This window comes from Citrobacter sp. CRE-46 (assembly GCF_059615875.1).
Map to the genome: position 1 here is coordinate 4,984,446 of NZ_CM184341.1, position 26,032 is coordinate 5,010,477.

Consider the following 26,032-nt stretch of genomic DNA (forward strand, 5'->3'; position numbering starts at 1 on the left):
TGTCTGGGTAAATATGAACGAACAATATTCCGCGTTGCGTAGTAATGTCAGTATGCTCGGCAAAGTGCTGGGAGAGACCATTAAGGATGCGCTGGGAGAGCACATTCTTGATCGCGTAGAAACAATCCGTAAGCTGTCCAAATCATCCCGCGCTGGCAATGAAGTCAATCGCCAGGAGCTACTTACGACGCTGCAAAACCTGTCTAACGACGAACTGCTGCCGGTTGCCCGTGCGTTTAGCCAGTTCCTGAACCTGGCCAACACCGCCGAGCAATACCACAGCATTTCGCCCAAAGGCGAAGCAGCCAGCAACCCGGAAGTGATTGCTCGCACTCTGCGTAAATTGAAAGACCAGCCCAATCTCGATGAAGCCACCATCAAAAAAGCCGTGGAGTCACTCTCCCTGGAGCTGGTTCTGACTGCCCACCCGACAGAAATCACCCGTCGTACGTTGATCCATAAAATGGGTGAAGTAAACGCCTGTCTCAAACAGCTTGATAACAAAGATCTCGTCGATTATGAACGCCATCAACTGATGCGCCGTCTGCGCCAGTTGATTGCCCAGTCCTGGCATACGGATGAGATCCGCAAGATACGCCCAAGCCCGGTTGATGAAGCCAAATGGGGCTTCGCCGTGGTCGAAAACAGCCTGTGGGAAGGCGTGCCGAACTATCTGCGCGAGCTGAACGAACAGTTAGAAGAGAATCTGGGTTATAAGCTGCCCGTTGATTTTGTTCCGGTTCGCTTTACCTCCTGGATGGGCGGCGACCGTGACGGCAACCCGAACGTGACGGCGGATATCACCCGTCACGTGCTATTACTCAGCCGTTGGAAAGCCACCGACCTGTTCCTGAAAGACATTCAGTTTCTGATCTCTGAACTGTCGATGGTGGATGCCACGCCGGAACTGCTGGCGCTGGTCGGCGAAGAAGGCGCAGCAGAACCATACCGTTATCTGATGAAAACCCTGCGTTCACGTCTGATGGCAACTCAAGCCTGGCTGGAAGCCCGCCTGAAAGGCGAGAAATTACCGAAACCTGCCGGCCTTCTCACCCAAAACGAACAGCTCTGGGATCCGCTGTACGCGTGTTACCAGTCTCTGCAAGCCTGTGGCATGGGCATCATCGCCAATGGCGAACTGCTCGACACCTTGCGCCGCGTGAAATGTTTCGGCGTGCCGCTGGTACGTATTGATATTCGTCAGGAAAGCACCCGCCACACTGAAGCGCTGGGCGAACTGACCCGGTATCTGGGCATTGGCGACTACGAAAACTGGTCAGAAGCGGATAAACAGGCTTTCTTGATCCGCGAACTGAACTCCAAGCGTCCGCTTCTGCCACGTAACTGGGAACCAAGCAATGACACCCGCGAAGTGCTCGACACCTGCCGCGTCATTGCCGAAGCTCCGTATGGTTCCATTGCCGCCTATGTTATCTCGATGGCGAAAACGCCGTCCGATGTATTGGCCGTACATCTGCTGCTGAAAGAAGCCGGGATCGGTTTTGCTATGCCGGTTGCGCCGCTGTTTGAAACACTGGACGACCTCAACAATGCTGATGACGTCATGTCCCAGCTCTTGAATATTGACTGGTACCGCGGCTTTATTCAGGGCAAACAGATGGTCATGATTGGCTACTCTGACTCCGCAAAAGACGCGGGGGTGATGGCGGCCTCCTGGGCGCAATATCAGGCTCAGGACGCGCTGATCAAAACGTGTGAAAAAGCCGGCATCGAGCTGACGCTGTTCCATGGCCGCGGTGGTTCCATTGGCCGCGGCGGCGCACCTGCGCATGCCGCGCTGCTCTCTCAACCGCCTGGCAGCCTGAAAGGTGGCCTGCGTGTGACGGAACAAGGTGAGATGATCCGCTTTAAGTATGGCCTGCCGGAAGTGACCATCAGCAGCCTGTCGCTATATACCGCAGCCATCCTTGAGGCCAACCTGTTACCGCCGCCAGAGCCGAAGGATAACTGGCGCCATATCATGGATGAGCTTTCTGATATCTCGTGTGAGCTCTACCGTGGATATGTACGTGAAAACAAAGACTTCGTCCCTTACTTCCGCTCCGCAACCCCAGAGCAGGAACTGGGTAAATTGCCGCTCGGCTCACGTCCGGCAAAACGCCGCCCGACTGGTGGGGTAGAGTCTCTGCGCGCCATTCCATGGATCTTTGCCTGGACGCAGAACCGCCTGATGCTCCCGGCATGGCTGGGGGCAGGCACCGCGCTGCAAAAAGTGGTGGAAGACGGTAAGCAAAGCGAACTCGAAGCAATGTGCCGCGACTGGCCATTCTTCTCCACACGCCTTGGCATGCTGGAAATGGTTTTCGCTAAAGCAGACCTGTGGCTGGCTGAATACTACGATCAACGTCTGGTCAAAAAAGAGTTGTGGCCGCTCGGCGAAGAACTGCGTCAGCGCCTGGCAGCAGATATCGACGTCGTGCTGGCGATTGCCAATGACTCACATTTGATGGCCGACCTGCCGTGGATTGCCGAGTCCATCCAGTTAAGGAATGTTTATACCGATCCGCTGAACGTTTTACAGGCAGAGCTGTTACACCGCTCGCGCCTGGCGGAAGAGCAAGGCAATGCGCCAGATCCACGCGTTGAACAAGCGCTGATGGTAACCATCGCAGGTGTTGCTGCCGGTATGCGCAATACAGGCTAACGTCCCCCTCCCGTCGCCTTCGTGCTATTGCGCGAAGGCGACATCAAAAATCGCTGTTATAACGGCTTCATTTTCAATATATTCCCGCCTGAATTTATTCATTTAATGAATGGATCATCAACAAAACGCGTTTTTTAACATCGCGACGCTTCAGTTCCTCTTAATATTTACCCGCTACTCTTGGCGACACGATTAAAGACAGGCTCACACTATGCAATCCTTACAACCCCAGTCTAAACCTGCATTTAGCTGGAAAGCCCTGGGTTGGGCGCTCCTCTATTTTTGGTTTTTTTCCTCATTACTGCAGGCCGTCATCTACTTTAGCGGCTACAGCGGATCTACCGGTTTACGCGACTCCTTGCTATTCAGTTCGCTGTGGTTGATTCCGGTATTTTTATTTCCAAACCGTATCCGTATTATTGCTGCCGTTATTGGTGTCATGCTATGGGCTGCCTCGTTGGCCGCTCTGAGCTATTACGTCATCTACGGGCAAGAGTTCTCGCAAAGCGTTCTGTACGTAATGTTCGAAACCAATGCGAACGAAGCCAGCGAATATCTGAGCCAATATTTCAGTCTGAAGATTGTGTTAATCGCGCTGGCGTATACGGCAATGGCGATTCTGCTGTGGACGCGTCTGCGCCCTGTTCATATTCCATCGCCCTGGCGCTATCTGGTGTCGTTTGCGCTGTTATATGGCTTGATTCTGCACCCAATGGCGGTTAACACGTTCATCAAACATAAACCGTTTGAAAAAACGTTGGATGGTCTCGCTTCGCGTATGGAGCCCGCCGCGCCATGGCAATTTATCTCCGGGTATTATCAGTATCGCCAGCAGTTAACCGCACTGAATAGCCTGCTGAATGAAAACAATGCCCTGCCTCCGCTGGCCAACTTTAAAGACCATTCCGGTGACGCGCCACGCACATTAGTGCTGGTGATTGGTGAGTCAACGCAGCGTGGTCGTATGAGCCTGTATGGTTATCCGCGTGAAACCACACCGGAACTGGATGCGCTGCATAAAACCGATCCTAACTTCACCGTTTTCAATAATGTCGTGACCTCACGTCCGTATACCATTGAAATCCTGCAGCAGGCGCTGACCTTTGCCAACGAGAAGAACCCGGATCTGTATCTGACCCAGCCATCCCTGATGAACATGATGAAACAGGCGGGTTATAAAACCTTCTGGATCACCAATCAGCAGACAATGACTGCCCGCAACACCATGCTGACGGTGTTCTCTAAGCAGACAGATAAGCAGTTCTATATGAACCAGCAGCGTACGCAAAGCGCACGCGAGTATGACAGCAATGTGCTGGCGCCATTTAAAGAAGTCCTGGCCGACCCGGCGCCGAAAAAATTCATTATTGTTCACCTGCTGGGTACCCATATTAAGTATAAATTCCGTTATCCGGATGGTCAGGGCAAGTTCGACAACAATATCGACAATGTTCCCCCTGGCCTGGGTAATGATGAGCTGGAAGCCTACAACGATTACGACAGCGCGAATGTCTACAATGACCACATCATTGCCAGCCTGATCAAAGACTACAAAGCGACCGATCCGAACGGTTTCCTGTTGTACTTCTCCGATCACGGTGAAGAGGTGTACGACACGCCGCCGCATAAAACGCAGGGCCGTAATGAAGACAATCCGACACGCCATATGTATACGGTGCCGTTCTTATTGTGGACCTCGGAAAAATGGCAGGCCGCGCACCCTCGGGACTTCTCACAGGATGTGAATCGTAAATACAGCAGCTCAGAGCTAATCCATACCTGGTCTGATTTAGCGGGCTTCACTTACGATGGCTTCGATCCAACGCGTTCCATTACCAGCCCACAGTTTAAAGAGACGACTCGCTGGATTGGCAATCCATACAAGAAGAATGCCCTGATTGATTACGATACCTTGCCTTACGGCGATCAAATCGGTAATCAATAATCCTACACAGGCCACTCTTTAAGAGTGGCCTTTTTTTATGATGGCGGTTACTGTTCTCCCTGTCTGCTGCCTGCAAGGGATTAACATGTATCACGACATCAGCCACCTTCTCGCCCGCCTGATTAACGGCCCCACACCGCTGCGCCAGATTTACTTTGCCAGCACCTGTAGCTCAATGCCGGAACTGGCATATCAGGTTGATTTTCCCCGGCTGGAGATTGTGCTGGAAGGGGATCTCACCGATCAGGGTATTGCCGGCGCAGCCGCGACGTTACTACCTGGCGATGTCCTGTTCGTTCCGGCTGGCGGCTGGAACTTTCCGCAATGGCTCACACCGGTCACCACGCTCAGCATTCTGTTCAGCAAGCAGCAGTTGGGTTTCAACGTCGTTCAGTGGGACGGCAAGCAATATCAAAACCTCGCCAGGCAGCATGTCGCACGGCGTGGACCGCGTATTGGCTCTTTCCTGCTGCAAACGCTTAATGAAATACAGATGCAGCCGCAGGAGCAGCAAACGGCCAGGCTAATCGTCGCGAGCTTACTGAGCCACTGTCGCGATCTGCTCGGCAGCCAAATACAGACCGCGTCGCGCAGTCAGGCGCTGTTCGAAGCCATTCGCGACTATATTGACGAACGCTACGCTTCACCCCTGACCCGGGAATCGGTGGCGCAAGCGTTCTACATCTCGCCCAATTACCTCTCCCACCTGTTTCAAAAAACGGGCGCAATCGGTTTTAACGAATACCTGAACCACACGCGACTTGAACACGCGAAGACGCTACTGAAGGGTTACGAGCTGAAGATCAAAGACGTGGCGCACACCTGTGGGTTTGTTGACAGCAACTACTTCTGCCGCCTGTTTCGCAAGAATACCGAACGTTCCCCCTCAGAATATCGTCGGCAATATCACAGCCAGTTGACGGAAAAAGCGATCCATCAGCAATAAAGAAGACAAAAATAATATTAACTGGATTTTTGTAATATAAAAAATGAGCTCATAACCCACATCACCTTAATAAACCCCACCTGCAACTGACATGTGAAGTAAGTCTCACTTTTGTCGATACATTACATTTATCCAGCTTTTGACAGATTTGTCAGATAGCGCGATGCGGCGAAACACTCTTATCCTGTGCACAACAACGCATTCCGGCAACGGGCTGCTCACGCAAAATTAAGAGGATGTTTTGTATGGAACTTTACCTTGATACCGCCAACGTCGCGGAAGTCGAACGTCTGGCCCGTATCTTCCCTATCGCGGGGGTCACCACCAACCCAAGCATTGTGGCGGCAAGCAAAGAATCCATCTGGGATGTGCTGCCGCGCCTGCAAAACGCCATTGGCGAAGAGGGCATTCTTTTTGCCCAAACCATGAGCCGCGACGCGCAGGGGATGGTGGAAGAAGCCAAACGTCTGAGCAATACCGTACCGGGTATCGTAGTGAAAATCCCCGTCACTGCTGAGGGTCTGGCCGCCATCAGGTTACTGAAAAAAGAGGGTATCACCACCCTGGGAACCGCCGTGTACAGTGCTTCGCAAGGTCTACTGGCCGCGCTGGCTGGCGCAAAATATATCGCGCCATACGTTAACCGCATTGACGCTCAGGGCGGCGACGGGATCCGCACGGTACAGGAACTGCAAACGCTACTGGAGCTACATGCGCCAAACAGCATGGTACTGGCGGCCAGCTTTAAAACCCCGCGTCAGGCGCTCGATTGCTTACTGGCAGGATGTGAAGCAATCACCCTGCCCTTAGATGTAGCGCAACAAATGCTCAATACCCCTGCGGTAGAGTCAGCAATAGAGAAGTTTGAGCAGGACTGGAACAACGCATTTGGTCACATCAACCTGTGAGGGAAATAAAGTATGGATCGCATTATTCAATCACCTGGTAAGTACATCCAGGGTGCCGATGTTATTACCCGTCTTGGCAGCTACCTCAAACCACTGGCAGCACGCTGGCTGGTCGTTGGGGACAAGTTTGTCTTAGGCTTCGCACAATCCGCGCTGGAAAAAAGCTTCCAGGATGCCGGACTGGCGCTGGAGATCGCGCCTTTTGGCGGCGAATGTTCGCAAAACGAAATCGACCGTTTGCGCGGCGTGGCGGAAAAAGCGCAGTGTGGAGCAGTACTCGGTATTGGCGGCGGGAAAACGCTGGATACCGCCAAAGCGCTGGCGCACTTTATGGGCGTGCCTGTCGCCATTGCGCCAACCATCGCCTCTACCGATGCACCGTGCAGCGCCCTGTCCGTCATTTATACCGATGCGGGTGAATTCGATCGCTATCTGCTACTGCCGAACAACCCGGACAGGGTCATTGTGGATACTAAAATTGTTGCGGGCGCACCGGCACGTCTGTTAGCCGCAGGCATCGGCGATGCGTTGGCGACCTGGTTCGAAGCGCGTGCCTGTTCACGCAGCGGCGCAACCACCATGGCGGGCGGTCAGTGCACCCAGGCGGCGCTGGCTCTGGCTGAGCTGTGCTTTAATACGTTGATAGAAGAAGGTGAAAAAGCGATGCTGGCAGCCGAGCAGCACGTGGTTACGCCTGCGCTGGAGCGCGTTATTGAAGCCAATACCTATCTTAGCGGCGTCGGTTTTGAAAGCGGTGGTCTGGCAGCGGCTCACGCCATTCATAATGGCCTGACGGCGATCCCGGATGCGCATCATTACTACCACGGCGAGAAAGTGGCGTTTGGTACGCTAACGCAGTTGGTGCTGGAAAACGCGCCGGTCGATGAAATCGAAACCGTGGCGGCACTCTGTCATTCCGTTGGGTTGCCGATTACCCTGGCGCAACTGGATATCAAACAGGATATCCCGGCGAAAATGCGCATTGTGGCAGAGGCGGCCTGTGCTGAAGGCGAAACCATCCACAACATGCCTGGCGGTGCAACCCCGGACCAGGTGTATGCCGCGCTGCTGGTCGCTGACCAGTATGGGCAGCGTTATCTGCAAGAGTGGGAATAACCTGCCAATAAAAAACCCCGCAATCGCGGGGATTTTTTATTCATACCATGCCGGATACGCGCAAGCGCCATCCGGCGTTTTTGTTTACAGCAGATCGAAACGATCCAGGTTCATCACTTTCACCCATGCCGCCACAAAGTCCTTCACGAACTTCTCGTGCGCATCGCTGCAGGCATAAACTTCAGCCACTGCACGCAGTACAGAGTTAGAACCAAACACCAGATCGGCGCGAGTTGCGGTGTATTTTACTTCGCCACTCAGACGGTCACGGCCTTCAAACAGCTCTTGTGACTCATCAACCGCTTTCCATTCGTAACGCATATCCAGCAAATTGACGAAGAAGTCAGTGCTGAGTACGCCAGGACGATCGGTAAAGACGCCGTGCTGACTACCATCGAAGTTGGTGCCCAGTACGCGCATACCACCCACCAGCACGGTCATTTCCGGTGCGGTCAGCGTCAGCTGCTGTGCTTTATCGATCAGCAGTGACTCAGTGGTTGATACGTCAGGGCGAGAACGATAGTTACGGAAGCCGTCCGCAATTGGCTTGAGCAGTTCAAACATCTCAATATCCGTTTGATCCTGACGCGCATCCACGCGGCCCGGCGCAAAAGGAACATTGATGCTGACACCCGCAGCGCTTGCGGCCTGCTCCACGCCTACGACGCCAGCCAGCACGATAATATCGGCCAACGACGCGGTATGGGCTGATTTATAGATACCCTCTAACACGGGCAGTACGCGTGCTGCGGTAGCATTCACATCCCAACCACGCTGCGGGTCGAGCGCCAGACGAGCGCCATTCGCGCCGCCACGTTTATCCCCACCGCGGAAGGTTGATGCAGAAGCCCATGCCACCGAAACCAGCTCGCCTACGGACAGGCCGGAAGCCGCAATGGTCGCCTTCAGGTTAAGGATATCTTCTTCGCTTGGGTTGAAGAACGCATGCGACAGCGGATCTTGCCAAATCAGATCTTCTTTTGGCACTTCCGGTCCGATGTAACGCGCTTTCGGCCCCATATCGCGGTGCGTCAGTTTAAACCACGCACGGGCAAAGGCTTCGTTGAACGCCTGCGGATCGTTAAGGAAACGACGAGAGATCTTTTCGAACTCAGGATCGAAACGCAGCGTCAGGTCGGTGACCAGCATCGTCGGCTTGCGTTTTTTCTCAGGATCAAACGGATCGGGGATAATCTCTGGCGCATCCACCGCTTCGAACTGGATAGCACCTGCCGGGCTGCGAGTCTGCACCCACTCATATTTGAACAGGTTCTCGAAGAAATAGTTGCTCCACTGGGTCGGCGTTTGCGTCCAGACCACTTCCAGGCCGGAAGTAATCGCGTCTGCACCCGCGCCGCTACCGTAGCTGCTGGCCCAGCCTAAGCCTTGCGCTTCGATCGGCGCAGATTCAGGATCGGCCCCAACATGGGAAGCGGCTGCTGCGCCATGAGTTTTACCTAACGTATGACCGCCGCCAATCAGCGCCACGGTTTCTTCGTCGTTCATTCCCATGTTACCGAAGGTCGCGCGAATCGCCGCGGCCGCAGAAAGCGGTTCGCCGCTGTGATCCGGCCCTTCCGGGTTAACATAGATAAGACCCATCTCGGTTGCGCCCAGCGGGGTTTTCGCCAGCGCTTCCGGGTGACGGTGAGTCAGCCAGGCTTTCTCATCACCCCAGTTTACGTCGAGATCCGGTTCCCAGACGTCTTCACGACCCGCGCCAAAACCGAAGGTACGGAAGCCTGAGTTTTCCAGCGCCACGTTACCGGCGAGAATAAACAGGTCGGCCCAGGAGATTTTCTGACCATATTTCTGCTTGATTGGCCACAGCAGACGACGCGCTTTATCCAGGCTGACGTTGTCCGGCCAGGAATTCAGTGGTGCAAAACGCTGCTGCCCGCGACCCGCGCCACCGCGTCCATCGATGGAACGATAGGTCCCTGCGCCGTGCCATGCCATACGGATAAATAAACCGGCATAAGAGCCCCAGTCAGCGGGCCACCACGGTTGAGATTCGGACAGAAGGGCTCTGAGATCCCCTTTCAGGGCAGAGTAGTCAAGTTTGCTAAATTCTTTGCGGTAGTCGAAGTCCTCACCCAGCGGGTTCGAACGATTGGAATGTTGGTTCAAAAGATCAACGCGGAGTTGATTAGGCCACCAGTCGCGGTTATTTCTTCCTGCTCCCGCGCTGTGATCCGGCCCGCCCTGATGGAAAGGACACTTACCGGCAGTTGATGCGTTCTGGCTATCGTCGGACATGCTCATCTATATGCTCCCTTTACAGTGTTATGACTACGATATACACCACCAGAGATTAGATATAGTCGAAATAACCCACAGATTCGATAGCCAGATCCTTTTATATTTTTAGTTACAGAGATGTAGATCAAAATGATCAATAAAAAACCCTCCGCAGAGGGCTGACGTACTGATTATGCCGGTCTTACTCCCAGCGTGTGACAAATTGCGTAGCTCATTTCGGCGCGATTGAGAGTATAGAAATGGAAATCTTTCACCCCTTCGCGACTGAGAATTTTCACCATATCCATGGCGATGTTTGCGCCCACCAGCTTGCGGGTTTCCGCATCGTCATCCAGGCCAGCAAACATGGTCGACATCCATGCCGGAATGCGGACGTTGGTCATGTCGGCAAATTTTTTCGCCTGTTTAAAGTTAGATACCGGCAGGATGCCCGGAATAATTTCCACATCGATACCCGCAGACACGCAGCGATCGCGAAAACGCAGGTAGCTTTCTACATCGAAGAAAAATTGGGTGATCGCGCGGTTCGCACCGGCATCAACCTTACGCTTCAGGTTCAGCAGATCGGCCTGAGCGCTCTTCGCTTCCGGGTGCACTTCCGGGTAAGCCGCAACGGAGATATCAAAGTCCGCAACGTCTTTCAGCAGAGTCACCAGGTCAGAGGCATACATATCCGGTTTACCGCTTCCCGGCGGCAGGTCACCGCGCAGGGCAACAATATGACGAATACCGTTATTCCAGTAGTCCTGAGCAATAGTGCGCAGCTCATCGCGGGTCGCATCAATACAGGTCAGGTGCGGCGCCGCTTCAAGCCCGGTGCGATCCTTGATCCCTTTAATAATGCTATGCGTGCGGTCGCGCTCACCAGAGTTTGCACCGTAAGTGACTGAAACAAACTTCGGCTTCAGGCTGCTCAGGCGATCGATAGAGTTCCACAGGGTTTGCTCCATTTCACTGGTGCGCGGCGGGAAAAATTCGAAAGAAACGTTAATCTGCCCCTGTACTTCGGCCAGACTCTGATTCAGCGCTTCCCGCTGGTTGGCGTGAAAAAAGCTCATACCTTACCTCATCAATCTTTTGTCGTTATATGTTGTGTTGTGAACTGCTATACGTTTAGACGTCTAGATGTAAAAATGACGGAAAAGCACGCTGGCGTCAACACAAAAATCATCGTTAAAGGTGAGGAATACTCAGTCAACGTGAAAATAATTCACATCAACCTGAAAGACCGAGGGATTGGTTCACAACCGTCTGCAACCACTGCAACGTTGCTTCGCTCTCAGGCAGCATTACCAGTCCCACGTGGATACGCAATTCGGAATCGGTAAGCGGCAGAAATATCACGCCCTGACGCTGGATAGCGGAAAAGGAGGCCGGGAGTAAACTCAGACCGTCGCCATGCGCGATCCGCGCCAGCAGCACGTCATGTTCCAGCGGCTCTTCAATACAGGCTGGAGAGTAACCGGCGCGGCGAAAAATATGTCGGGTGTAATCAAAAAAGGCAGGATTCCGTTCGCGTTTAAACCAGAACAGTGGTCGGTGGTTCAGCGTCGTTAATGAGAGTGACGGCAGGCTCGCCTCTGGCCAGATCGCGGGTAATGCGGCAATCATCGGTTCTTGCCAGCCGAGTGGCATGACGGTAAGCCCGGGAGTCTCAAGCGGTAACGCCACCAGCGCTGCCTCCAGTTTTCCCCGACGAACCTGACGCACCAGCTCAGGCGAACCATGACGAACAATATGTAGCCTCTCCGTACGCCCGTGTAGCTGCGATTCAAGCGAAGCAAAAACACCTTGTTCAAACGCTGTACTTAGCCCCAGGCGCAGAGAGTGCTCCCCAGCTTGCGCTAACTGGCTCAACGTCGCGCAGGTTTCTTCGTACATCGTCAGCACTGGACGCACTATTTCAAGTACGCGCAGACCGTCTTCCGTCAGCGTCAGCCCACGGGTATGACGGACAAAAAGCGTCATCCCCAGACGTTCTTCAAGCTGGCGAATGTGGCGACTCAGCGGCGGCTGCGACATAAATAAACGTTGCGCCGCCCGGCTCATATTGTTCTCTTCCGCTACTACGGAAAAGTAACGCAGCAGACGAATATCCAGAGAGTGCAAAGGCGATGTTGTCATACCAAAAAGGTATCACGGAAACGGTATTATCCCAATCATTCTGCACGCTCTATCCTCAGGCTATATACCAGACAAATGAGGAAGAGATTATGCATTCAGAACGCTTTATTACCGGTCAGAAGATGCTGCAAAAAGTGGATGGTAAAGGGGGCGATGCGGTCATCGAAAGTCTGCAAGATATTGCGCCAGACTTCGCCCGCTACCTGCTTGAATTTCCTTTTGGCGACATCTATTCAAGACCGGGTCTGGATTTACGCAGTAGAGAGATTGCTACCGTCGCGGCGTTAACGGCGCTGGGTAATGCCGCCCCGCAATTGAAGGTGCATATTGGCGCGGCATTACACGTTGGCTTAACACAGGATGAGATCGTCGAAGTGATTATGCAGATGGCCGTATACGCTGGCTTTCCGGCCGCGTTGAATGGTCTGTTCGCCGCGAAAGAGGTGTTTGCCTCCCACAGAGGCTAAAACAACAGGCCAGCGGCTTGTCTGCTGGCCTGAACGCGTTACTTTTTCACATCTTCCACACGCATGCCTTTCAGTTGCTCATCCGTCAGCGTATTTCCCGCTTTGAAATAATCAACGACGGCATTAGAGACATAGTAACCGCCGGATGTATTACGCGCTGTGCCTTCGGTGAATGCCGTAAAACCATCACCGCCGTCTGCCAGAAAACTATTGGTGGCAATGTGATAAATCACAGCGTCCTCAATTGGCTTGCCGTTTAGCGTCAATACAGTGACCCGCTGGCCAACCGGTTTGCTGCTGTCGTACTTCATCTCAAACCCTTTGGATACCTGTAGTACGCCGTTACTTAAACCCGCGCCATGCTCCATCAAACTACGCAGTTGCTTACCGGTAAGATCCATCGTAGACAGCTCGTTCGGGAACGGGAAGGTACTAATAACTGCGCCCATCGTAATCGCACCTGCCGGGATTTCATTACGAATGCCGCCTGAGTTGGTAAGCGCTAACTGGGTATCTTTACCCGCCGCAGCCAGTAATGCATCCGCCGCCAGATTCCCCAACGAGGAGGATTCCCCGTAAGCACGCGTCAGCTCAACCGGAGAGTTGGCAACCGTCTGTTGTACCACTTCATCAAGCTTCTTATTCCAGCCATCAATCACCTGTTTCGTCTGCGGATCGGGTTTCCACTCATCGGCGTAGATCGTCTTCAGCTCGAAATTCTTCACGGTAAATTGATGCGGTTTTTGCTGGTAATCCAACACCAGTTTACCGACATCAATACCGCCGCTGTCGGTGGAGAGAATTAAGGTATTACCGACTTTAATCGGCTCTGGCGTGCCCACATGCGCATGGCCGGTGATCAGGATATCCAGGCCATGCACCTGACCTGCAGTCTGGATATCTTTATCCAGCGCACGACGCACATCTGTACTTCCCTGGCTGGACTGACGCGCCGGCGTACCTTCGTGGATCAACGCCACCGTCAGATCGACCTTACCTTTTAATTCATCGATATAACGTTGCAGCCACTTCACCTCATCCCGCGCCTCAATGCCAACGCGCGTCGCAGCCGAAACCGTATCATCAAAAGCAAACACACCGTGCAGACCTATGACGCCAATCTTTACGCCATCTTTTTCAATAATGGTCCAGGGCTTATCCCAGAACATTTTGCTGCTGTTCTGGTAAAAGATATTGCCCTGCACAATGGGGAATTTCGCCTGGCTCAGTTGCAACAACGTATTATCCCAGCCGTGATCGAACTCATGATTACCCATAGTGACGGCGTCGAAATTCATCGTATTCATGATATCGATAATCGCCTTGCCCTTTGTCAGGCTGCTGATGTACGGCCCGGTGAAGTAATCACCCGCGTCAAAGAACCAGGTCGCGCTATTTTTCGCTTTTTCCTGCTTCACCATCGTCGTGATATTGGCCCAACCGCCAATATCGCGTGCGCCATTAGCAATCCACGGGACTTTATAAGGTTCGACGTGGGCATGGAGATCGTTGGTATAGATAATCGTGACGTCTTTCGCTGACGCCCATAACGGCAGCGATACCAGAACACCGACAGCAAGCATTTTTAACTTCATAATCAATCCCTTTCAGTCATATAAAGAATCGCTACGTTACGTTCTGAAAGGTTTTTTTATGTGAGAAGACTCACACCCATCGGTAATAGTTGCAGGGCAAAATCAACGACCATTAAAAATCGTTGGTAATGCGATGACTTCTCTGTTCACCATCAACTGCTGCAAGTCTTTTGGCTGCAAAAATCTGGGGCTGGCAAACTCCGTTGATTACAGCTGGCCCGATTACCGACTGGGCTACGCCGCCCTGCACTGCCGGGCATGCGGAAGTTATCCCCCGCTGTTTAACGCTGAACATTTCCGCGAGTGGTTGGCCGCCTGTTTTACACATTTTGCAATTAACAGCGGTCTTTTTTGCCCAAATTGCTATCAGCGGGAACCGAGCCGTTATGGACATAACCCACAGGGAACCCAGCGCCTACAGTGCCGGAGCTGTAGAAAAGTCTGGACCCCCAGACAACCGCCATTGACGACTATTGATCCGCCAGAACAAATAGTGACGGTGCCACTGATCGTCCCTTTTCAGGGCGCAAGTGCAGATCAGAAACTGTATGTATTACTCAGTTTTGATGCTATTCGCGGCAATATTTTGCATATTTCCAGCAACTTCACTCCTCATTCTGTTGGCGAGTCATTAGTTTACCGCTGGCGCGGGATGGTCGAGGCCACAGTGAATAATGACGATGAGATCCAGCGTGTAAATCAGCGAGAAACGCAGTTTTTACGCCGCAGCCAGTTTGACGAAATTCAGTACGGCAGCGCGATGCTCAAACGTAACGCCAGCGGTGAGATTTTACGCCCGGTCATTACCGCGCATGGGCATTTCCGCGTCCTGAGCCATCTCTGGCCTACGATTAAAATGCACATCATCGCCCACGAATGCTTTCTGCGCGGCGCTGTGATTACCGCATGGGCGGAACAGTTTCGCGAAAATCACGCATCGCTTTGGTTTGTGGATGAAGAAATGGGCGACGATCAACACACCAGGCCCTGGCAATTACTGGGTAAAAGTTATCAGGGATGGTGGCAAAACCAGTGGCAGATTTGGCAACAGGGCAACAGGCGTAAAATGGTGTGTCTGTTAACGGAGGGTCAGGTTGAAAAAGGGGCCTCGATAACCCTGAGGGCAAGTCATCATTTTATCGCCTGGCTACAGCAACAGCCGGAATTTCGGTATAGCGCCCGTTACTCAGCCCATGCGGTGTTTCAGACGATAAGGACGCTGACGGAGAAATACAACATCCTGATCACCCAGAGCGATTTGCCCGGTGGCGCTGCCGCTTCCCGGGCCTATGGTTCGTGTCATAGCCAGGCCGGATAAGCGTAAGCGCCATCCGGCAACGCAAACTACAGCAACTGCGCCAGGCGGTTGATATCCGACTGAATGGCTCCGGCGGTCACATCGCGGCCTGCGCCAGGTCCGCGGATCACCAGCGGGTTATCGCGATACCAGCGGCTTTCAATGGCGAACACATTATCGCACGGCAACAATGCCGCCAGCGGGTGCTCAGAACGTACCGCTTCAACACCCACACGTGCTTTACCGTTAGCGTCAAAACGCGCCACATAGCGCAGCACCAGCCCCATTTCACGCGCCGCTTCCAGACGCTGCACCATCTGCTCGTTCAGTTCATCGCCATTTTCAAAGAAATGGTCAATAGAGCCTTCTTCACAATGCGCAGGCACCAGCGACTCCACGCGAACCTGATCCGGCTCGATGTCGTAACCCGCTTCACGCGCCAGAATCACCAGCTTGCGCATCACATCCTTGCCGGAAAGATCCACCCGCGGGTCTGGTTCGGTCAGCCCCTGCTGCCACGCCTGATCCACCAGGTCGGTGAACGGCACCGTGCCATCAAATTGCAGGAACAACCACGACAACGTGCCAGAGAAGATCCCGCTGATCGACAGAATGGTATCTCCGCTATCAATCAGATCGCGCACGGTATGGTTGATCGGCAAACCAGCGCCCACGGTGGCGTTATACAGCCAGTGACGACCAGTTTTTTCAAACGCATCATGAATTTGGCGATACTTATTACTGCTGCTCGCACCCGCCAGTTTGTTAGCGCTGATAACATGGAAACCGTGACTGGCGAAATCCAGATATTGATCCGCCAACTGCTCGCTGGCGGTTACGTCCAGCACCACTAAATCATCATACGGGTGGGCGCGCATCCACAGGAACAATGACTCTTCATCCTGTTCCACTGCCTCATCATCAAAGAAGGCCAACGCGCGGCTGGCATCCAGCCCTTCATAATTCAGCAGACTACGGCGGCTATCGACCACGCCCGCCAGCACGAACTCTAATCCGGTACGCGCCGAGAGCGTACTTTGCTCACGGGCGAATAGCTCCAGCCAACGTGATCCAATATTCCCCTTCCCGAACAACACCAGGCCGATTCGTTTTTCCGCGCGGAAAATTGACTGATGCAGACCCTGAATCAGGCTCTCCGTCGGTCCGGTACGCAGTACGGCAACCAGGCTGATGCCCTCCTCCGACTGCCAGGTGAATTCGACCGGCTGACCTTTCAGTTGCTGCCAGAAGCGGTGGCAGTGCAGCGGGTTACGGGTGACGCCCGCCCCGACCATCGCCACCAGCGCCAACCCCTGGCGCAGACGCAGCTCGCCCGGCAATCCGGCCTCATCAAGAATTCTCAACGCGCCGTCAGCGACTTCGGAGGTATAGCAAAATTGCAGCAGTTGGCGATCGGGATGCACACCGACCGCCAGCGGACGCACCTGGGTGCGTTTTAAAATCTGATCGACCTCTTTATGGGCCAGCTTAAAGTCCTGACCGGTGGGAACCTGAAACTCAATCAGGCAGACGTCGTCATGACTGGTCACGATACGCGCCCCGGTCCCGGAAGCCAGCACGCGTTCAATACGCGTTGAGCCTTGCTCAGGCGTATAGCTACAACGCAGTTGGAGATCAATATCACTGCCGGAAACCGGCTGTAAGGTACGGGCATGGAGAACCGGAGCCGCCAGACGCGCCAGTTCGCTGGCTTCATCCAGACGCAGCAGCGGTAGCAGGCAGGCATCTTTTACTTTACGCGGATCCGCGCTGTAAACCCCGGCGACATCACTCCAGATGGTTACGCGGGAAACCCCGGCCAGCGCGCCAACCTGCGTCGCCGAGTAGTCAGAACCATTACGCCCCAGCAGTACCGTTTCACCGGCGTTGTTACGGCTAATAAAGCCGGTAACGACCAGGCGTTTACCCGGATGTTGCGCCAGAAGTTGCTGCAACAATGGGTAGGAGAGACCTTCATCCACCTGCGGCTGAGCGCTACGCTCCGCACGTAAAAAATCGCGCGCATCCAGCCAGGCCGATTCCAGACCTTGTTGGTTAAGAACAGCGGACATCAAACGCGCCGACCATACCTCACCGTGTCCGACGACTTCAGCATAAACGGCATCGTTCACGCCGCTGTCGAGTAATCCGGCCAGACGCTCCAGGTCGTGAATAAACGCACCGATCAGGCCGTCGGCCACTTCTGGTGGTAACAAACCGCTAATCAGCTCGCTCTGATAGCGACGTAACGCCTGCTGAACCTGATGCGCAGAAAGACGATCGGTCTGGCTTAACTTCAGCCAGCTAATCAACTGGTTAGTGGTACTGCCTGCGGCTGAAACAACCATCATGTCATCAGGCTGCGAGTATTCCGCCATAATGCCTGCGACACGCAGATAACATTTCACATCAGCCAGACTACTACCACCAAATTTGTGCAGTTGACGACCCTTCGCCCCTGCCTGCGCAATCACACTCATGTTTACCCCTTGTTTGCAGCCCGGAAGCCATTTTCCAGGTCGGCAATTAAATCTTCGCCATCTTCAATACCGGTGGAGATACGCAGCAGCGTTTCCGAAATCCCTGCCGCCGCGCGCGCTTCTGGCGCCATTCCCGCGTGTGTCATGGTTGCGGCGTGGGAGATCAGACTTTCAACGCCTCCTAACGATTCCGCCAGCGTAAACAATGACAGCCCGCCAAGGAAGCGACGCAGCGTCTGCTCATCGCCATCCAGTTCAAAACTCAGCATCGCGCCAAAGCCTTTTTGCTGACGCGCGGCAATTTCATGCCCTTGATTATTCGGCAATGATGGGTGATACAATTTTTTCACCAGCGGCTGCGTTTGCAGATAATCAACAATCGCCTGAGCATTACGTTGCGCCACCTCCATACGCGGTGACAGAGTACGCAGGCCGCGCAACAGCAGATAACTATCAAACGCGCCGCCGGTCACGCCAATATTATTCGCCCACCACGCCAGTTCAGTGACCGTTTCCGGATCTTTCGCTATCACCACACCAGCCACCACGTCTGAGTGACCGTTTAAATATTTCGTGCATGAATGCAACACCAGATCGGCGCCCAATGCCAGTGGATTTTGCAGTGCCGGGCTTAAAAAAGTGTTGTCTACCACGCTGACTGCACCAGCTTCACGCGCCAATTGACAGATTTTCGCAATATCCACCACGCGTAGTAGCGGGTTGCTTGGGCTTTCTACCAGCACCAGCTTCGGTTTTTCCGCCAGCGCCGCCTGCAACGCCCGCTCATCACCTTGATCAACAAACAGTACGCGATAACAGCCTCGCTTTGCCAGACTGTCAAACAGTCGATAGCTGCCGCCGTAACAGTCGTGCGGCGCGACCAGCAGATCGCCAGGTTTCAGGAATACCGTCGTCACCAGATGAATCGCCGACATGCCGGTATTGGTTAGTACCGCACCCGCGCCACCTTCCAGTTCTGCCAACGCGCGCTGAACCACATCGCGCGTCGGGTTACCGCGGCGTGAATAGTCATGGGCGCGAGGCTCATTAAAGCCGGTAAAGTTATAGGTACTGGAGAGGTGAATCGGCGGGACAACGCAACCGTACTGTTCGTCGTCATTTAATCCGCTACGCACTGCGATGGTGGCCTGTTTACGCGTCATAGAGAGGAGGTCCTGGCTGAGTCGGTGAAAAGTCAGGCACCAGATTAATCATAGTTACGATAGCCGTCAATACATCTGGACATCTAAACTTCTTTGCGTATAGATTGAGCAAACCGCAAATAGCCGTTAAAATTATATGCATTAGCGTACATCCGCGTCGGCTTACTTCGTGTCAGGGCCGCGCCACTACGATAAACTACGCGCAATTATGGTCCGGGCTCAGGTTCTGGCCTCAATATTAATGACGAAGAGGATTAGGTATCTCATGGCTGAATGGAGCGGCGAATATATCAGCCCATACGCTGAGCACGGTAAGAAGAGTGAGCAAGTAAAAAAAATTACGGTTTCCATTCCTCTGAAGGTGTTAAAAATCCTTACCGATGAACGCACGCGTCGTCAGGTGAACAACCTGCGCCACGCCACCAACAGCGAACTGCTGTGTGAAGCGTTTCTGCATGCTTTTACCGGGCAACCACTACCCAACGATGACGACCTGCGTAAAGAACGCAGTGATGAAATCCCGGAAGAAGCAAAGGTAATCATGCGTGAACTGGGTATCAACCCGGAAACGTGGGAATACTGATCGTTAGAGAAAGATGAAAGAAGGCGGGATTGTTCCCGCCATCTTTCACAACATTACTTACTAATCCCATTGATTTTATTCAATGTTTCTTCCATTTTGAGCGTTTCTTTACGGTTCAATGGATAGCAATAAATCAGAATGACCGCCGCCAAAAACAGGCACAAAGCCGGCAAGAGATTCGCCATCGTATAAATATTTTCCTGCACGATGCTGGTTTGCACAGCCCCACCCGTTGAGGAAGATTGATAACCAATGATGGCCAGCATAAAGCCGCCAATCGCCCCGGCGCACGCCTGACCAACCTTGCGGGCGAAGAAGTTCACGCCATAAACGGTACCATCCTCACGATCGCCAGTGACATACTGGTGATAATCACAAACATCGGTCATAAACGCCCATATCATCAGGTTGAATAACCCCGCCCCCAGCGTCGCCAGAAACAGGAAAACCAAATAGACTTTCGCGTCGGTAATGTGGACGAAGTACATAATCAGATACATCGCTACCGCAAAGAGCAACGCGCCTACACTTGCTTCTTTTTTACCAAACCGCTTCGTGAGCCAGGATGCCGATGGCGCCAGCAAAACCAGAGAGCCAAAGGTAAACAGCAATGCAACGGACATGGCCTCTTTGTTATGGAAATAGTCATTAAACAGGTAGGTCATATTGGTCCCGGACAACCCCTGATTAATCACAATCAGCAGATCCACCACAACCAAAACAATCAGCGCCTTATTACGTAATAGCCCCTTCAGCAGCACCGACACGGGCATGCTCTCTTTTCTCTCCACACGCACGCGTTCTGTCGTTAACTGACAGGTTAGGGTTAAAAAGAGAAAACCCAGTACTGCGCAACCCATGGCAATCCAGAAGAAATGCTGTCCGGAAATCACCTGGCTTCCGTCTACCAGGGTGGTGTACATCAGAATGGGAATAAAAAAGCCGGTTGCCCCACCGCCGATGGCAGACCCAACGCTGCGCCAGGTTGAGAGCGAAACACGATCTTCCGGGTTCGAGCTAATCGCCGCAGACATGGCACCATACGGGATACTGACCGTCGATAACAACGAACCGTAGATAAAATAGGAGCAGCAGATGTAGATAATTTTCGCCGTATAAGAGAAATCATTCACAAATGGCAGGAACAGGACGACCGCAATGATGCAAAACGGATATTTCATACGGCGCACCCACGGGTTAAACCGTCCATGTACCGTTAGTTTAGAGGTATCACATAAGCGCCCTACGCCAACATCGACAAACGCATCAAAGAGTTTGGTCACAAAATAGAGCGAGCCGACAATAACCCCGGAAATACCGAGTACGTTGGTGTAATAAATCATTAAAAAACTGTTCACCAGTCCAAGAATAAAACAGGTTCCGAGGTCGCCACACAAATAACCAAATTTGTCTCTTAATCCGAAAGGCCTGACAGCAATACTTTGATTACTTCTAATTATAGTTCCATCATTAGACATGATATCAACTCCTTAGACTCATTATTCACGCAAACTATATGGATATACCGATGCTCAGCGTAATAAACCGCTATGAAGAGTATTAACGGTCAGAAGTTATAACCGAGACCGACACGATAACGAGTCTGGCGATCGTCTGTGGTGGTGGTGTTATAACCGGAGGAAACGTTACCCACCTCAACAAATGGAATCCAGGAACCTATTTTATAAGCTACACGGAAGTTATATTCATAATCGTCTTTTCGGTTGTTATATAAATCTTCGCTATCGGCAATTTTATAAATACCGTTAAGCTCAAACATCCAGTCATGAATGTTATAACCGAGCCATGCTTCCGGACGATAGACCATGCGATCATCCTTGCCGTCAGTGTTTCTGCGCATGTACTCCTGACGATAGCGGAACGCAGTCCACCAGTTGTCATTGATATTGTACTGTACGCGGATATAAGGTTTGTAAATCGTGATGTTATCGCCCGTTTCGATCGCAATACCCGGCTGCCAGATAAGATCCCGCCAGGTAAACTGGTAGCTTGCAGTATACTCGTTGCCATTACTTTCCATATTATTCCACGCATCATTAGATTGCGTATCTTCGGAACGTGAAATGGCTTCAACGGCTACACCAAAACCAGTCGCAAAACGATGAGACATATAAACACGATCGTAATTGCGCCCATCGTCATAATATTCATGACGATAATCAACATAACCCGCTTGCGCGGCCACAGAGAATAATGGAATCAGTAATAACGCAGATTTAAATTTCATGACCATCCCTCTTCACACTAAATCAAGGAAATTATCCATCTCGTTCCGTCCATTAATGGGAAACGATGAAGGATTAAGAATAATTTTATATTTCCACGAAAGTGTATTTTAGAAAGAAAGCAGAAACCTTTGGTATTTTGCCAACAATTGGCATGAGTGGCAAAAATCAGAAGATAAAAAGGATGCAGATCACCAGTAGAAACATTTTACCTAAAAAAATAAAAACGCTGTTTTATTTATTAAATAAAAGACACTATTCAACACATCAATATAAATTTCATTCTTCAGGCGCAGAAACAAAAAAAGCGCCGAAAGGCGCTTTTTTCTGACAGCTGAAACTTATTTGCTGCCTGGGATGTTGAAACGCTTGTTGAAGCGATCAACGCGGCCACCGGTAGCAACATCACGCTGCTTGCCAGTATAGAACGGGTGGCACTTGCTGCACACGTCGAGGTTCAGATCGTGACCGACGGTGGAGCGGATTTTAATGACGTTACCGCAAGAGCAGTTTGCAGTAATTTCTTCGTATTTCGGGTGAATATCTTTTTTCATGGGAAAACCTCAGTTTAAGGCCGCGTCGCTCTTCCAGCCCTAACGCCAGACACCACGCGATGTTAATTATTCCCCGTCACCTTTCACACTGCATCAACAGCTTGAAATTCTCGGGTAATGGTCATTGTTTGACGCAATCAATTTGCATCAAAGGCGGCGAATCATACAGAAATTAACCTGCTCATGCAAACTGATCCGCATTCTACCCTTCACTAATGTGTATACTAACCCGCCAGATTTCAAGTCAGGATGATTCAATGCCCGTTGCGCACGTTGCCTTACCCGTTCCGCTACCTCGCACCTTTGACTACCTTCTGCCGGAAGGCATGAGCGCCAAAGCCGGGTGTCGTGTACGCGTGCCTTTTGGCAAGCAGCAGGAGCGCGTGGGCATCGTCCTTTCCGTTAGCGAGCACAGCGAACTGCCGCTCAACGAATTGAAAGCCGTTCTCGAAGTGCTGGACAGCGAGCCGGTCTATTCGACCTCCGTCTGGCGTCTGCTGTTGTGGGCAGCTGACTATTATCATCATCCTATTGGCGACGTGCTGTTTCATGCCCTGCCGATTCTGTTACGCCAGGGACGCCCGGCTGCCAACGCGCCCATGTGGTACTGGTTTGCCACTGAAGAGGGCCAGGTTATTGATCTCAACGGCCTGAAACGCTCTCCCAAGCAGCAGCAGGCGCTGGCAGCATTACGCCAGGGAAAAATCTGGCGCGACCAGGTGGCAGAGCTGGAATTTAATGACGCCGCCTTGCAGGCGCTACGTAAAAAAGGCCTGTGCGATCTGGCAAGCGAAACACCAGACTTTAGCGACTGGCGTACACACTACGCGGTTTCCGGTGAGCGTCTGCGGCTGAATACCGAACAGGCTACCGCCGTCGGGGCGATCCACAGCGCCTCGGACAGTTTTAGCGCCTGGCTATTAGCGGGCGTGACGGGATCGGGTAAAACAGAGGTCTATTTAAGCGTACTGGAAAATGTGCTCGCCCAGGGCAAACAGGCGCTGGTGATGGTGCCGGAGATTGGCCTGACGCCGCAAACTATTGCCCGGTTTCGCGAGCGCTTCAATGCGCCGGTCGAAGTCCTGCACTCGGGTTTAAATGACAGCGAACGTCTTTCGGCATGGCTGAAGGCGAAAAATGGCGAAGCGGCGATTGTCATCGGCACGCGCTCGTCGCTGTTTACACCGTTTAAAAATCTGGGCGTGATTGTCATCGACGAAGAGCACGACAGCTCTTATAAACAGCAGGAAGGCTGGCGCTATCATGCGCGCGACCTCGCGGTTTATCGTGCCCATAGCGAACAAATTCCCATTATTCTCGGCTCAGCCACCCCAGCGCTGGAAACGCTGTGCAACGTGCGGCAGAAAAAATACCGCATGCTGCGCCTGACGCGCCGCGCCGGAAATGCGCGCCCAGCCACTCAGCACGTGCTGGATCTGAAAGGTCAGCAGGTACAGGCCGGACTCGCCCCTGCGCTTATCGCCCGTATGCGTCAGCACCTGCAGGCGGATAACCAGGTGATCCTGTTTTTAAACCGCCGGGGTTTTGCTCCTGCCCTGCTGTGCCACGACTGTGGCTGGATTGCTGAATGCCCGCGCTGCGATCACTACTACACGCTGCATCAGGCGCAGCACCATCTGCGCTGCCACCACTGCGACAGTCAGCGTCCGATACCGCGTCAGTGCCCTTCCTGCGGCTCAACGCATATGGTTCCGGTAGGACTCGGCACCGAACAACTTGAGCAGGCTCTGGCGCCTTTTTTCCCCGGCGTGCCCATCTCACGCATCGATCGCGACACGACCAGCCGTAAAGGGTCGCTGGAGCAGCATCTGGCGGAAGTGCATCGCGGCGGCGCGCGAATCCTGATCGGCACACAAATGCTGGCGAAAGGCCACCATTTCCCGGACGTCACTCTGGTGGCGCTGCTGGACGTTGACGGCGCGCTGTTCTCCGCAGATTTCCGGTCGGCAGAACGCTTCGCCCAGCTCTACACGCAGGTTTCCGGGCGTGCCGGTCGCGCCGGGAAACAGGGTGAAGTGGTGCTGCAAACGCACCACCCTGAACATCCGCTACTGCAAACCTTACTGTATAAAGGTTATGACGCTTTTGCCGAGCAGGCGCTGGCCGAGCGACAAACGCTCCAGCTTCCCCCATGGACCAGCCATGTGATCGTGCGGGCAGAAGATCACAACAACCAGCATGCGCCGATGTTCTTGCAGCAGTTACGAAATCTGATTCAGGCCAGTCCGCTGGCCGATGAAAAACTGTGGGTGTTAGGCCCGGTTCCCGCCCTGGCACCCAAACGTGGCGGTCGCTATCGCTGGCAAATTTTGTTGCAGCACCCATCGCGAATTCGCCTGCAGCATATCGTCAGCGGCACACTGGCGCTGATCAATACGTTACCCGATGCGCGTAAAGTTAAATGGGTGCTGGATGTCGATCCCATCGAGGGATAATCCCTCACGATGCGAGGCGGATCGTAAAATTAAAGATCCATCACACTTTTTATGAAAATTCTGTAACCGCTTCCATTCACTATCTGATAAAAATGTTTCAGATGAAGGTTATCCAGGGACGAGTCTGTGCCAGCCGCCCTGGCGAGGAGAAAGAGTGAAACCGAATAAGCAGGTTGCCGCCGCTACGATGAAAGATGTTGCCCTGAAGGCGAAAGTCTCAACGGCAACCGTATCCCGCGCATTAATGAATCCAGACAAAGTTTCGCAGTCAACCCGTAACAAGGTTGAGCAGGCAGCTCTGGAAGTGGGATATCTACCTCAATCGATGGGACGCAACGTAAAGCGTAATGAGTCACGTACCATTCTGGTGATTGTGCCTGATATCTGCGATCCGTTTTTTAGCGAAGTCATTCGTGGCATAGAAGTCACCGCCGCAGAACAGGGATATCTGGTGCTTATCGGCGATTGCGCGCACCAGAATCAGCAGGAAAAGACCTTTCTTAACCTCATTATCACCAAGCAGATCGATGGCATGGTCCTGCTCAGCTCGCGCCTGCCGTTTGATGCCAGCGTTGAAGAGCAGCGTAATTTACCGCCGATGGTTATGTCCAACGAGTTCGCGCCAGAGCTGGAACTCCCCACCGTGCACATTGATAACCTCACCGCCGCCTTCAACGCGATGAATTATCTGCTGGAGTTGGGACATAAACGCATTGGCTGTATCGCCGGACCAGAGGATATGCCGCTGTGCCATTACCGTCTGCAAGGTTACGTTCAGGCACTGCGCCGCAGCGGAATTACGGTCGATCCGCATTTCATCGCGCGCGGAGACTTTACCTATGAAGCGGGAGCTAATGCGCTTAAACAGCTCCTGGCGCTACCACAGCCGCCTACCGCAGTCTTCTGCCACAGCGATGTCATGGCGCTTGGCGCCCTCTCTTACGCCAAACGTCAGGGCCTGAAAGTACCCGACGATTTATCGATCATTGGCTTCGATAACATTTCGCTCGCGGAATTTTGTGATCCACCCCTGACAACCGTCGCACAGCCGCGTTTCGATATCGGACGCGAAGCTATGCTGTTACTGCTCGATCAATTACAAGGGCAGAACGTCAGCAGTGGCTCACGTTTACTGGACTGCGAGCTTATTATTCGGGGTACAACCCGGGCACTGACGTAAAGTAAAGTGCTTTCGGACTCCCCTGTCTGGTCAAAGGCCCGCCGC

General features: G+C 52.9%; 19 protein-coding genes. 10 read left to right on the forward strand and 9 right to left on the reverse strand.

From position 1 onward, the window contains the following. The first annotated feature begins 13 nt into the window (after positions 1-13). The 5 genes from ppc (at position 14) to gldA (ending at position 7,580) form a co-directional block, all read left to right on the forward strand. Entirely contained in the window at positions 14-2,665 is a 2,652-nt protein-coding gene (gene ppc, locus AC534G_RS24165; protein ID WP_110496290.1) for a phosphoenolpyruvate carboxylase, read from the forward strand. Between the two features lie 211 nt (positions 2,666-2,876). Next, positions 2,877-4,610, forward strand: a complete 1,734-nt coding sequence (locus AC534G_RS24170; RefSeq protein WP_087856669.1) for a phosphoethanolamine transferase CptA — start codon at positions 2,877-2,879, stop codon at positions 4,608-4,610. A gap of 85 nt (positions 4,611-4,695) precedes the next feature. Further along, positions 4,696-5,556, forward strand: a complete 861-nt coding sequence (locus AC534G_RS24175; RefSeq protein ID WP_038636059.1) for an AraC family transcriptional regulator — start codon at positions 4,696-4,698, stop codon at positions 5,554-5,556. A gap of 245 nt (positions 5,557-5,801) precedes the next feature. Then, positions 5,802-6,464 (forward strand): fructose-6-phosphate aldolase, encoded by a 663-nt coding sequence (fsa, locus tag AC534G_RS24180; RefSeq protein ID WP_110496294.1) that lies wholly within the window; start codon positions 5,802-5,804, stop codon positions 6,462-6,464. A 12-nt stretch (positions 6,465-6,476) separates the two neighbouring features. Further along, complete coding sequence (gldA, locus tag AC534G_RS24185; RefSeq protein ID WP_038636055.1) at positions 6,477-7,580, forward strand: bifunctional L-1,2-propanediol dehydrogenase/glycerol dehydrogenase; 1,104 nt, start codon at positions 6,477-6,479, stop codon at positions 7,578-7,580. Between the two features lie 84 nt (positions 7,581-7,664). Here the strand turns inward: gldA and katG are convergent, their stop codons facing one another. From katG to AC534G_RS24200, 3 genes are all read right to left on the reverse strand, one after another. Continuing rightward, entirely contained in the window at positions 7,665-9,845 is a 2,181-nt protein-coding gene (gene katG, locus AC534G_RS24190; protein WP_110496296.1) for a catalase/peroxidase HPI, read from the reverse strand. 167 nt (positions 9,846-10,012) lie between these two features. Further along, positions 10,013-10,900: a methylenetetrahydrofolate reductase gene (gene metF, locus AC534G_RS24195; protein WP_038636049.1), complete on the reverse strand. Its 888-nt coding sequence runs from the start codon at positions 10,898-10,900 to the stop codon at positions 10,013-10,015. A 157-nt stretch (positions 10,901-11,057) separates the two neighbouring features. Beyond that, positions 11,058-11,966 (reverse strand): LysR family transcriptional regulator, encoded by a 909-nt coding sequence (locus AC534G_RS24200; RefSeq protein ID WP_110496301.1) that lies wholly within the window; start codon positions 11,964-11,966, stop codon positions 11,058-11,060. Positions 11,967-12,055: 89 nt separating this feature from the next. Here AC534G_RS24200 and AC534G_RS24205 point away from each other — a divergent pair, with 89 nt between their 5' ends. Continuing rightward, complete coding sequence (locus AC534G_RS24205) at positions 12,056-12,433, forward strand: carboxymuconolactone decarboxylase family protein (RefSeq protein WP_061382562.1); 378 nt, start codon at positions 12,056-12,058, stop codon at positions 12,431-12,433. Between the two features lie 38 nt (positions 12,434-12,471). Here AC534G_RS24205 and AC534G_RS24210 read toward each other — a convergent pair whose 3' ends face one another. Next, positions 12,472-14,028, reverse strand: coding sequence for a bifunctional metallophosphatase/5'-nucleotidase (locus AC534G_RS24210; protein WP_069324855.1), 1,557 nt, complete (start codon positions 14,026-14,028; stop codon positions 12,472-12,474). Positions 14,029-14,161: 133 nt separating this feature from the next. Between AC534G_RS24210 and AC534G_RS24215 the strand changes: the two genes are divergently transcribed. Continuing rightward, positions 14,162-15,346 carry a cytoplasmic protein gene (locus AC534G_RS24215; protein WP_110496303.1) on the forward strand — a complete coding sequence of 395 codons (1,185 nt, stop codon included), beginning with the start codon at positions 14,162-14,164 and terminating at the stop codon, positions 15,344-15,346. 26 nt (positions 15,347-15,372) lie between these two features. Here the strand turns inward: AC534G_RS24215 and metL are convergent, their stop codons facing one another. After that, positions 15,373-17,805: a bifunctional aspartate kinase/homoserine dehydrogenase II gene (metL, locus tag AC534G_RS24220; RefSeq protein ID WP_069324857.1), complete on the reverse strand. Its 2,433-nt coding sequence runs from the start codon at positions 17,803-17,805 to the stop codon at positions 15,373-15,375. A gap of 2 nt (positions 17,806-17,807) precedes the next feature. Beyond that, positions 17,808-18,968 (reverse strand): cystathionine gamma-synthase, encoded by a 1,161-nt coding sequence (gene metB, locus AC534G_RS24225; RefSeq protein ID WP_038636034.1) that lies wholly within the window; start codon positions 18,966-18,968, stop codon positions 17,808-17,810. A gap of 265 nt (positions 18,969-19,233) precedes the next feature. Between metB and metJ the strand changes: the two genes are divergently transcribed. After that, positions 19,234-19,551: a met regulon transcriptional regulator MetJ gene (gene metJ / locus AC534G_RS24230; protein WP_003825168.1), complete on the forward strand. Its 318-nt coding sequence runs from the start codon at positions 19,234-19,236 to the stop codon at positions 19,549-19,551. Between the two features lie 53 nt (positions 19,552-19,604). Here the strand turns inward: metJ and AC534G_RS24235 are convergent, their stop codons facing one another. The 3 genes from AC534G_RS24235 to rpmE all read right to left on the reverse strand — a co-directional run bounded on the left by AC534G_RS24235 (position 19,605) and on the right by rpmE (position 22,351). Next, entirely contained in the window at positions 19,605-21,029 is a 1,425-nt protein-coding gene (locus AC534G_RS24235) for an MFS transporter (protein WP_110496305.1), read from the reverse strand. 89 nt (positions 21,030-21,118) lie between these two features. After that, entirely contained in the window at positions 21,119-21,799 is a 681-nt protein-coding gene (locus AC534G_RS24240; RefSeq protein WP_110496307.1) for an oligogalacturonate-specific porin KdgM family protein, read from the reverse strand. Between the two features lie 339 nt (positions 21,800-22,138). Then, positions 22,139-22,351 carry a 50S ribosomal protein L31 gene (rpmE, locus tag AC534G_RS24245; protein ID WP_038636025.1) on the reverse strand — a complete coding sequence of 71 codons (213 nt, stop codon included), beginning with the start codon at positions 22,349-22,351 and terminating at the stop codon, positions 22,139-22,141. A 257-nt stretch (positions 22,352-22,608) separates the two neighbouring features. Between rpmE and priA the strand changes: the two genes are divergently transcribed. Together priA and cytR are read left to right on the forward strand one after the other, a co-directional pair. Next, the gene (gene priA / locus AC534G_RS24250) at positions 22,609-24,807 is read left to right on the forward strand and encodes a primosomal protein N' (RefSeq protein WP_087856662.1); all 2,199 of its coding nucleotides are present in this window, start codon (positions 22,609-22,611) and stop codon (positions 24,805-24,807) included. Between the two features lie 154 nt (positions 24,808-24,961). Continuing rightward, the gene (cytR, locus tag AC534G_RS24255; protein WP_003028807.1) at positions 24,962-25,987 is read left to right on the forward strand and encodes a DNA-binding transcriptional regulator CytR; all 1,026 of its coding nucleotides are present in this window, start codon (positions 24,962-24,964) and stop codon (positions 25,985-25,987) included. Positions 25,988-26,032: the final 45 nt, after the last annotated feature.

Excerpts from the sequence above, each read along its gene's own strand:
- metB (WP_038636034.1), bottom strand. The coding sequence starts at position 18,968 with ATGACGCGTAAACAGGCCACCATCGCAGTGCGTAGCGGATTAAATGAC.
- AC534G_RS24210 (WP_069324855.1), bottom strand. The coding sequence starts at position 14,028 with ATGAAGTTAAAAATGCTTGCTGTCGGTGTTCTGGTATCGCTGCCGTTA.
- katG (WP_110496296.1), bottom strand. The coding sequence starts at position 9,845 with ATGAGCATGTCCGACGATAGCCAGAACGCATCAACTGCCGGTAAGTGT.
- ppc (WP_110496290.1), top strand. The coding sequence starts at position 14 with ATGAACGAACAATATTCCGCGTTGCGTAGTAATGTCAGTATGCTCGGC.
- metJ (WP_003825168.1), top strand. The coding sequence starts at position 19,234 with ATGGCTGAATGGAGCGGCGAATATATCAGCCCATACGCTGAGCACGGT.
- AC534G_RS24240 (WP_110496307.1), bottom strand. The coding sequence starts at position 21,799 with ATGAAATTTAAATCTGCGTTATTACTGATTCCATTATTCTCTGTGGCC.
- AC534G_RS24205 (WP_061382562.1), top strand. The coding sequence starts at position 12,056 with ATGCATTCAGAACGCTTTATTACCGGTCAGAAGATGCTGCAAAAAGTG.
- rpmE (WP_038636025.1), bottom strand. The coding sequence starts at position 22,351 with ATGAAAAAAGATATTCACCCGAAATACGAAGAAATTACTGCAAACTGC.
- gldA (WP_038636055.1), top strand. The coding sequence starts at position 6,477 with ATGGATCGCATTATTCAATCACCTGGTAAGTACATCCAGGGTGCCGAT.
- AC534G_RS24200 (WP_110496301.1), bottom strand. The coding sequence starts at position 11,966 with ATGACAACATCGCCTTTGCACTCTCTGGATATTCGTCTGCTGCGTTAC.
- AC534G_RS24175 (WP_038636059.1), top strand. The coding sequence starts at position 4,696 with ATGTATCACGACATCAGCCACCTTCTCGCCCGCCTGATTAACGGCCCC.
- metF (WP_038636049.1), bottom strand. The coding sequence starts at position 10,900 with ATGAGCTTTTTTCACGCCAACCAGCGGGAAGCGCTGAATCAGAGTCTG.
- AC534G_RS24215 (WP_110496303.1), top strand. The coding sequence starts at position 14,162 with ATGACTTCTCTGTTCACCATCAACTGCTGCAAGTCTTTTGGCTGCAAA.
- AC534G_RS24170 (WP_087856669.1), top strand. The coding sequence starts at position 2,877 with ATGCAATCCTTACAACCCCAGTCTAAACCTGCATTTAGCTGGAAAGCC.
- priA (WP_087856662.1), top strand. The coding sequence starts at position 22,609 with ATGCCCGTTGCGCACGTTGCCTTACCCGTTCCGCTACCTCGCACCTTT.
- metL (WP_069324857.1), bottom strand. The coding sequence starts at position 17,805 with ATGAGTGTGATTGCGCAGGCAGGGGCGAAGGGTCGTCAACTGCACAAA.
- fsa (WP_110496294.1), top strand. The coding sequence starts at position 5,802 with ATGGAACTTTACCTTGATACCGCCAACGTCGCGGAAGTCGAACGTCTG.
- AC534G_RS24235 (WP_110496305.1), bottom strand. The coding sequence starts at position 21,029 with ATGTCTAATGATGGAACTATAATTAGAAGTAATCAAAGTATTGCTGTC.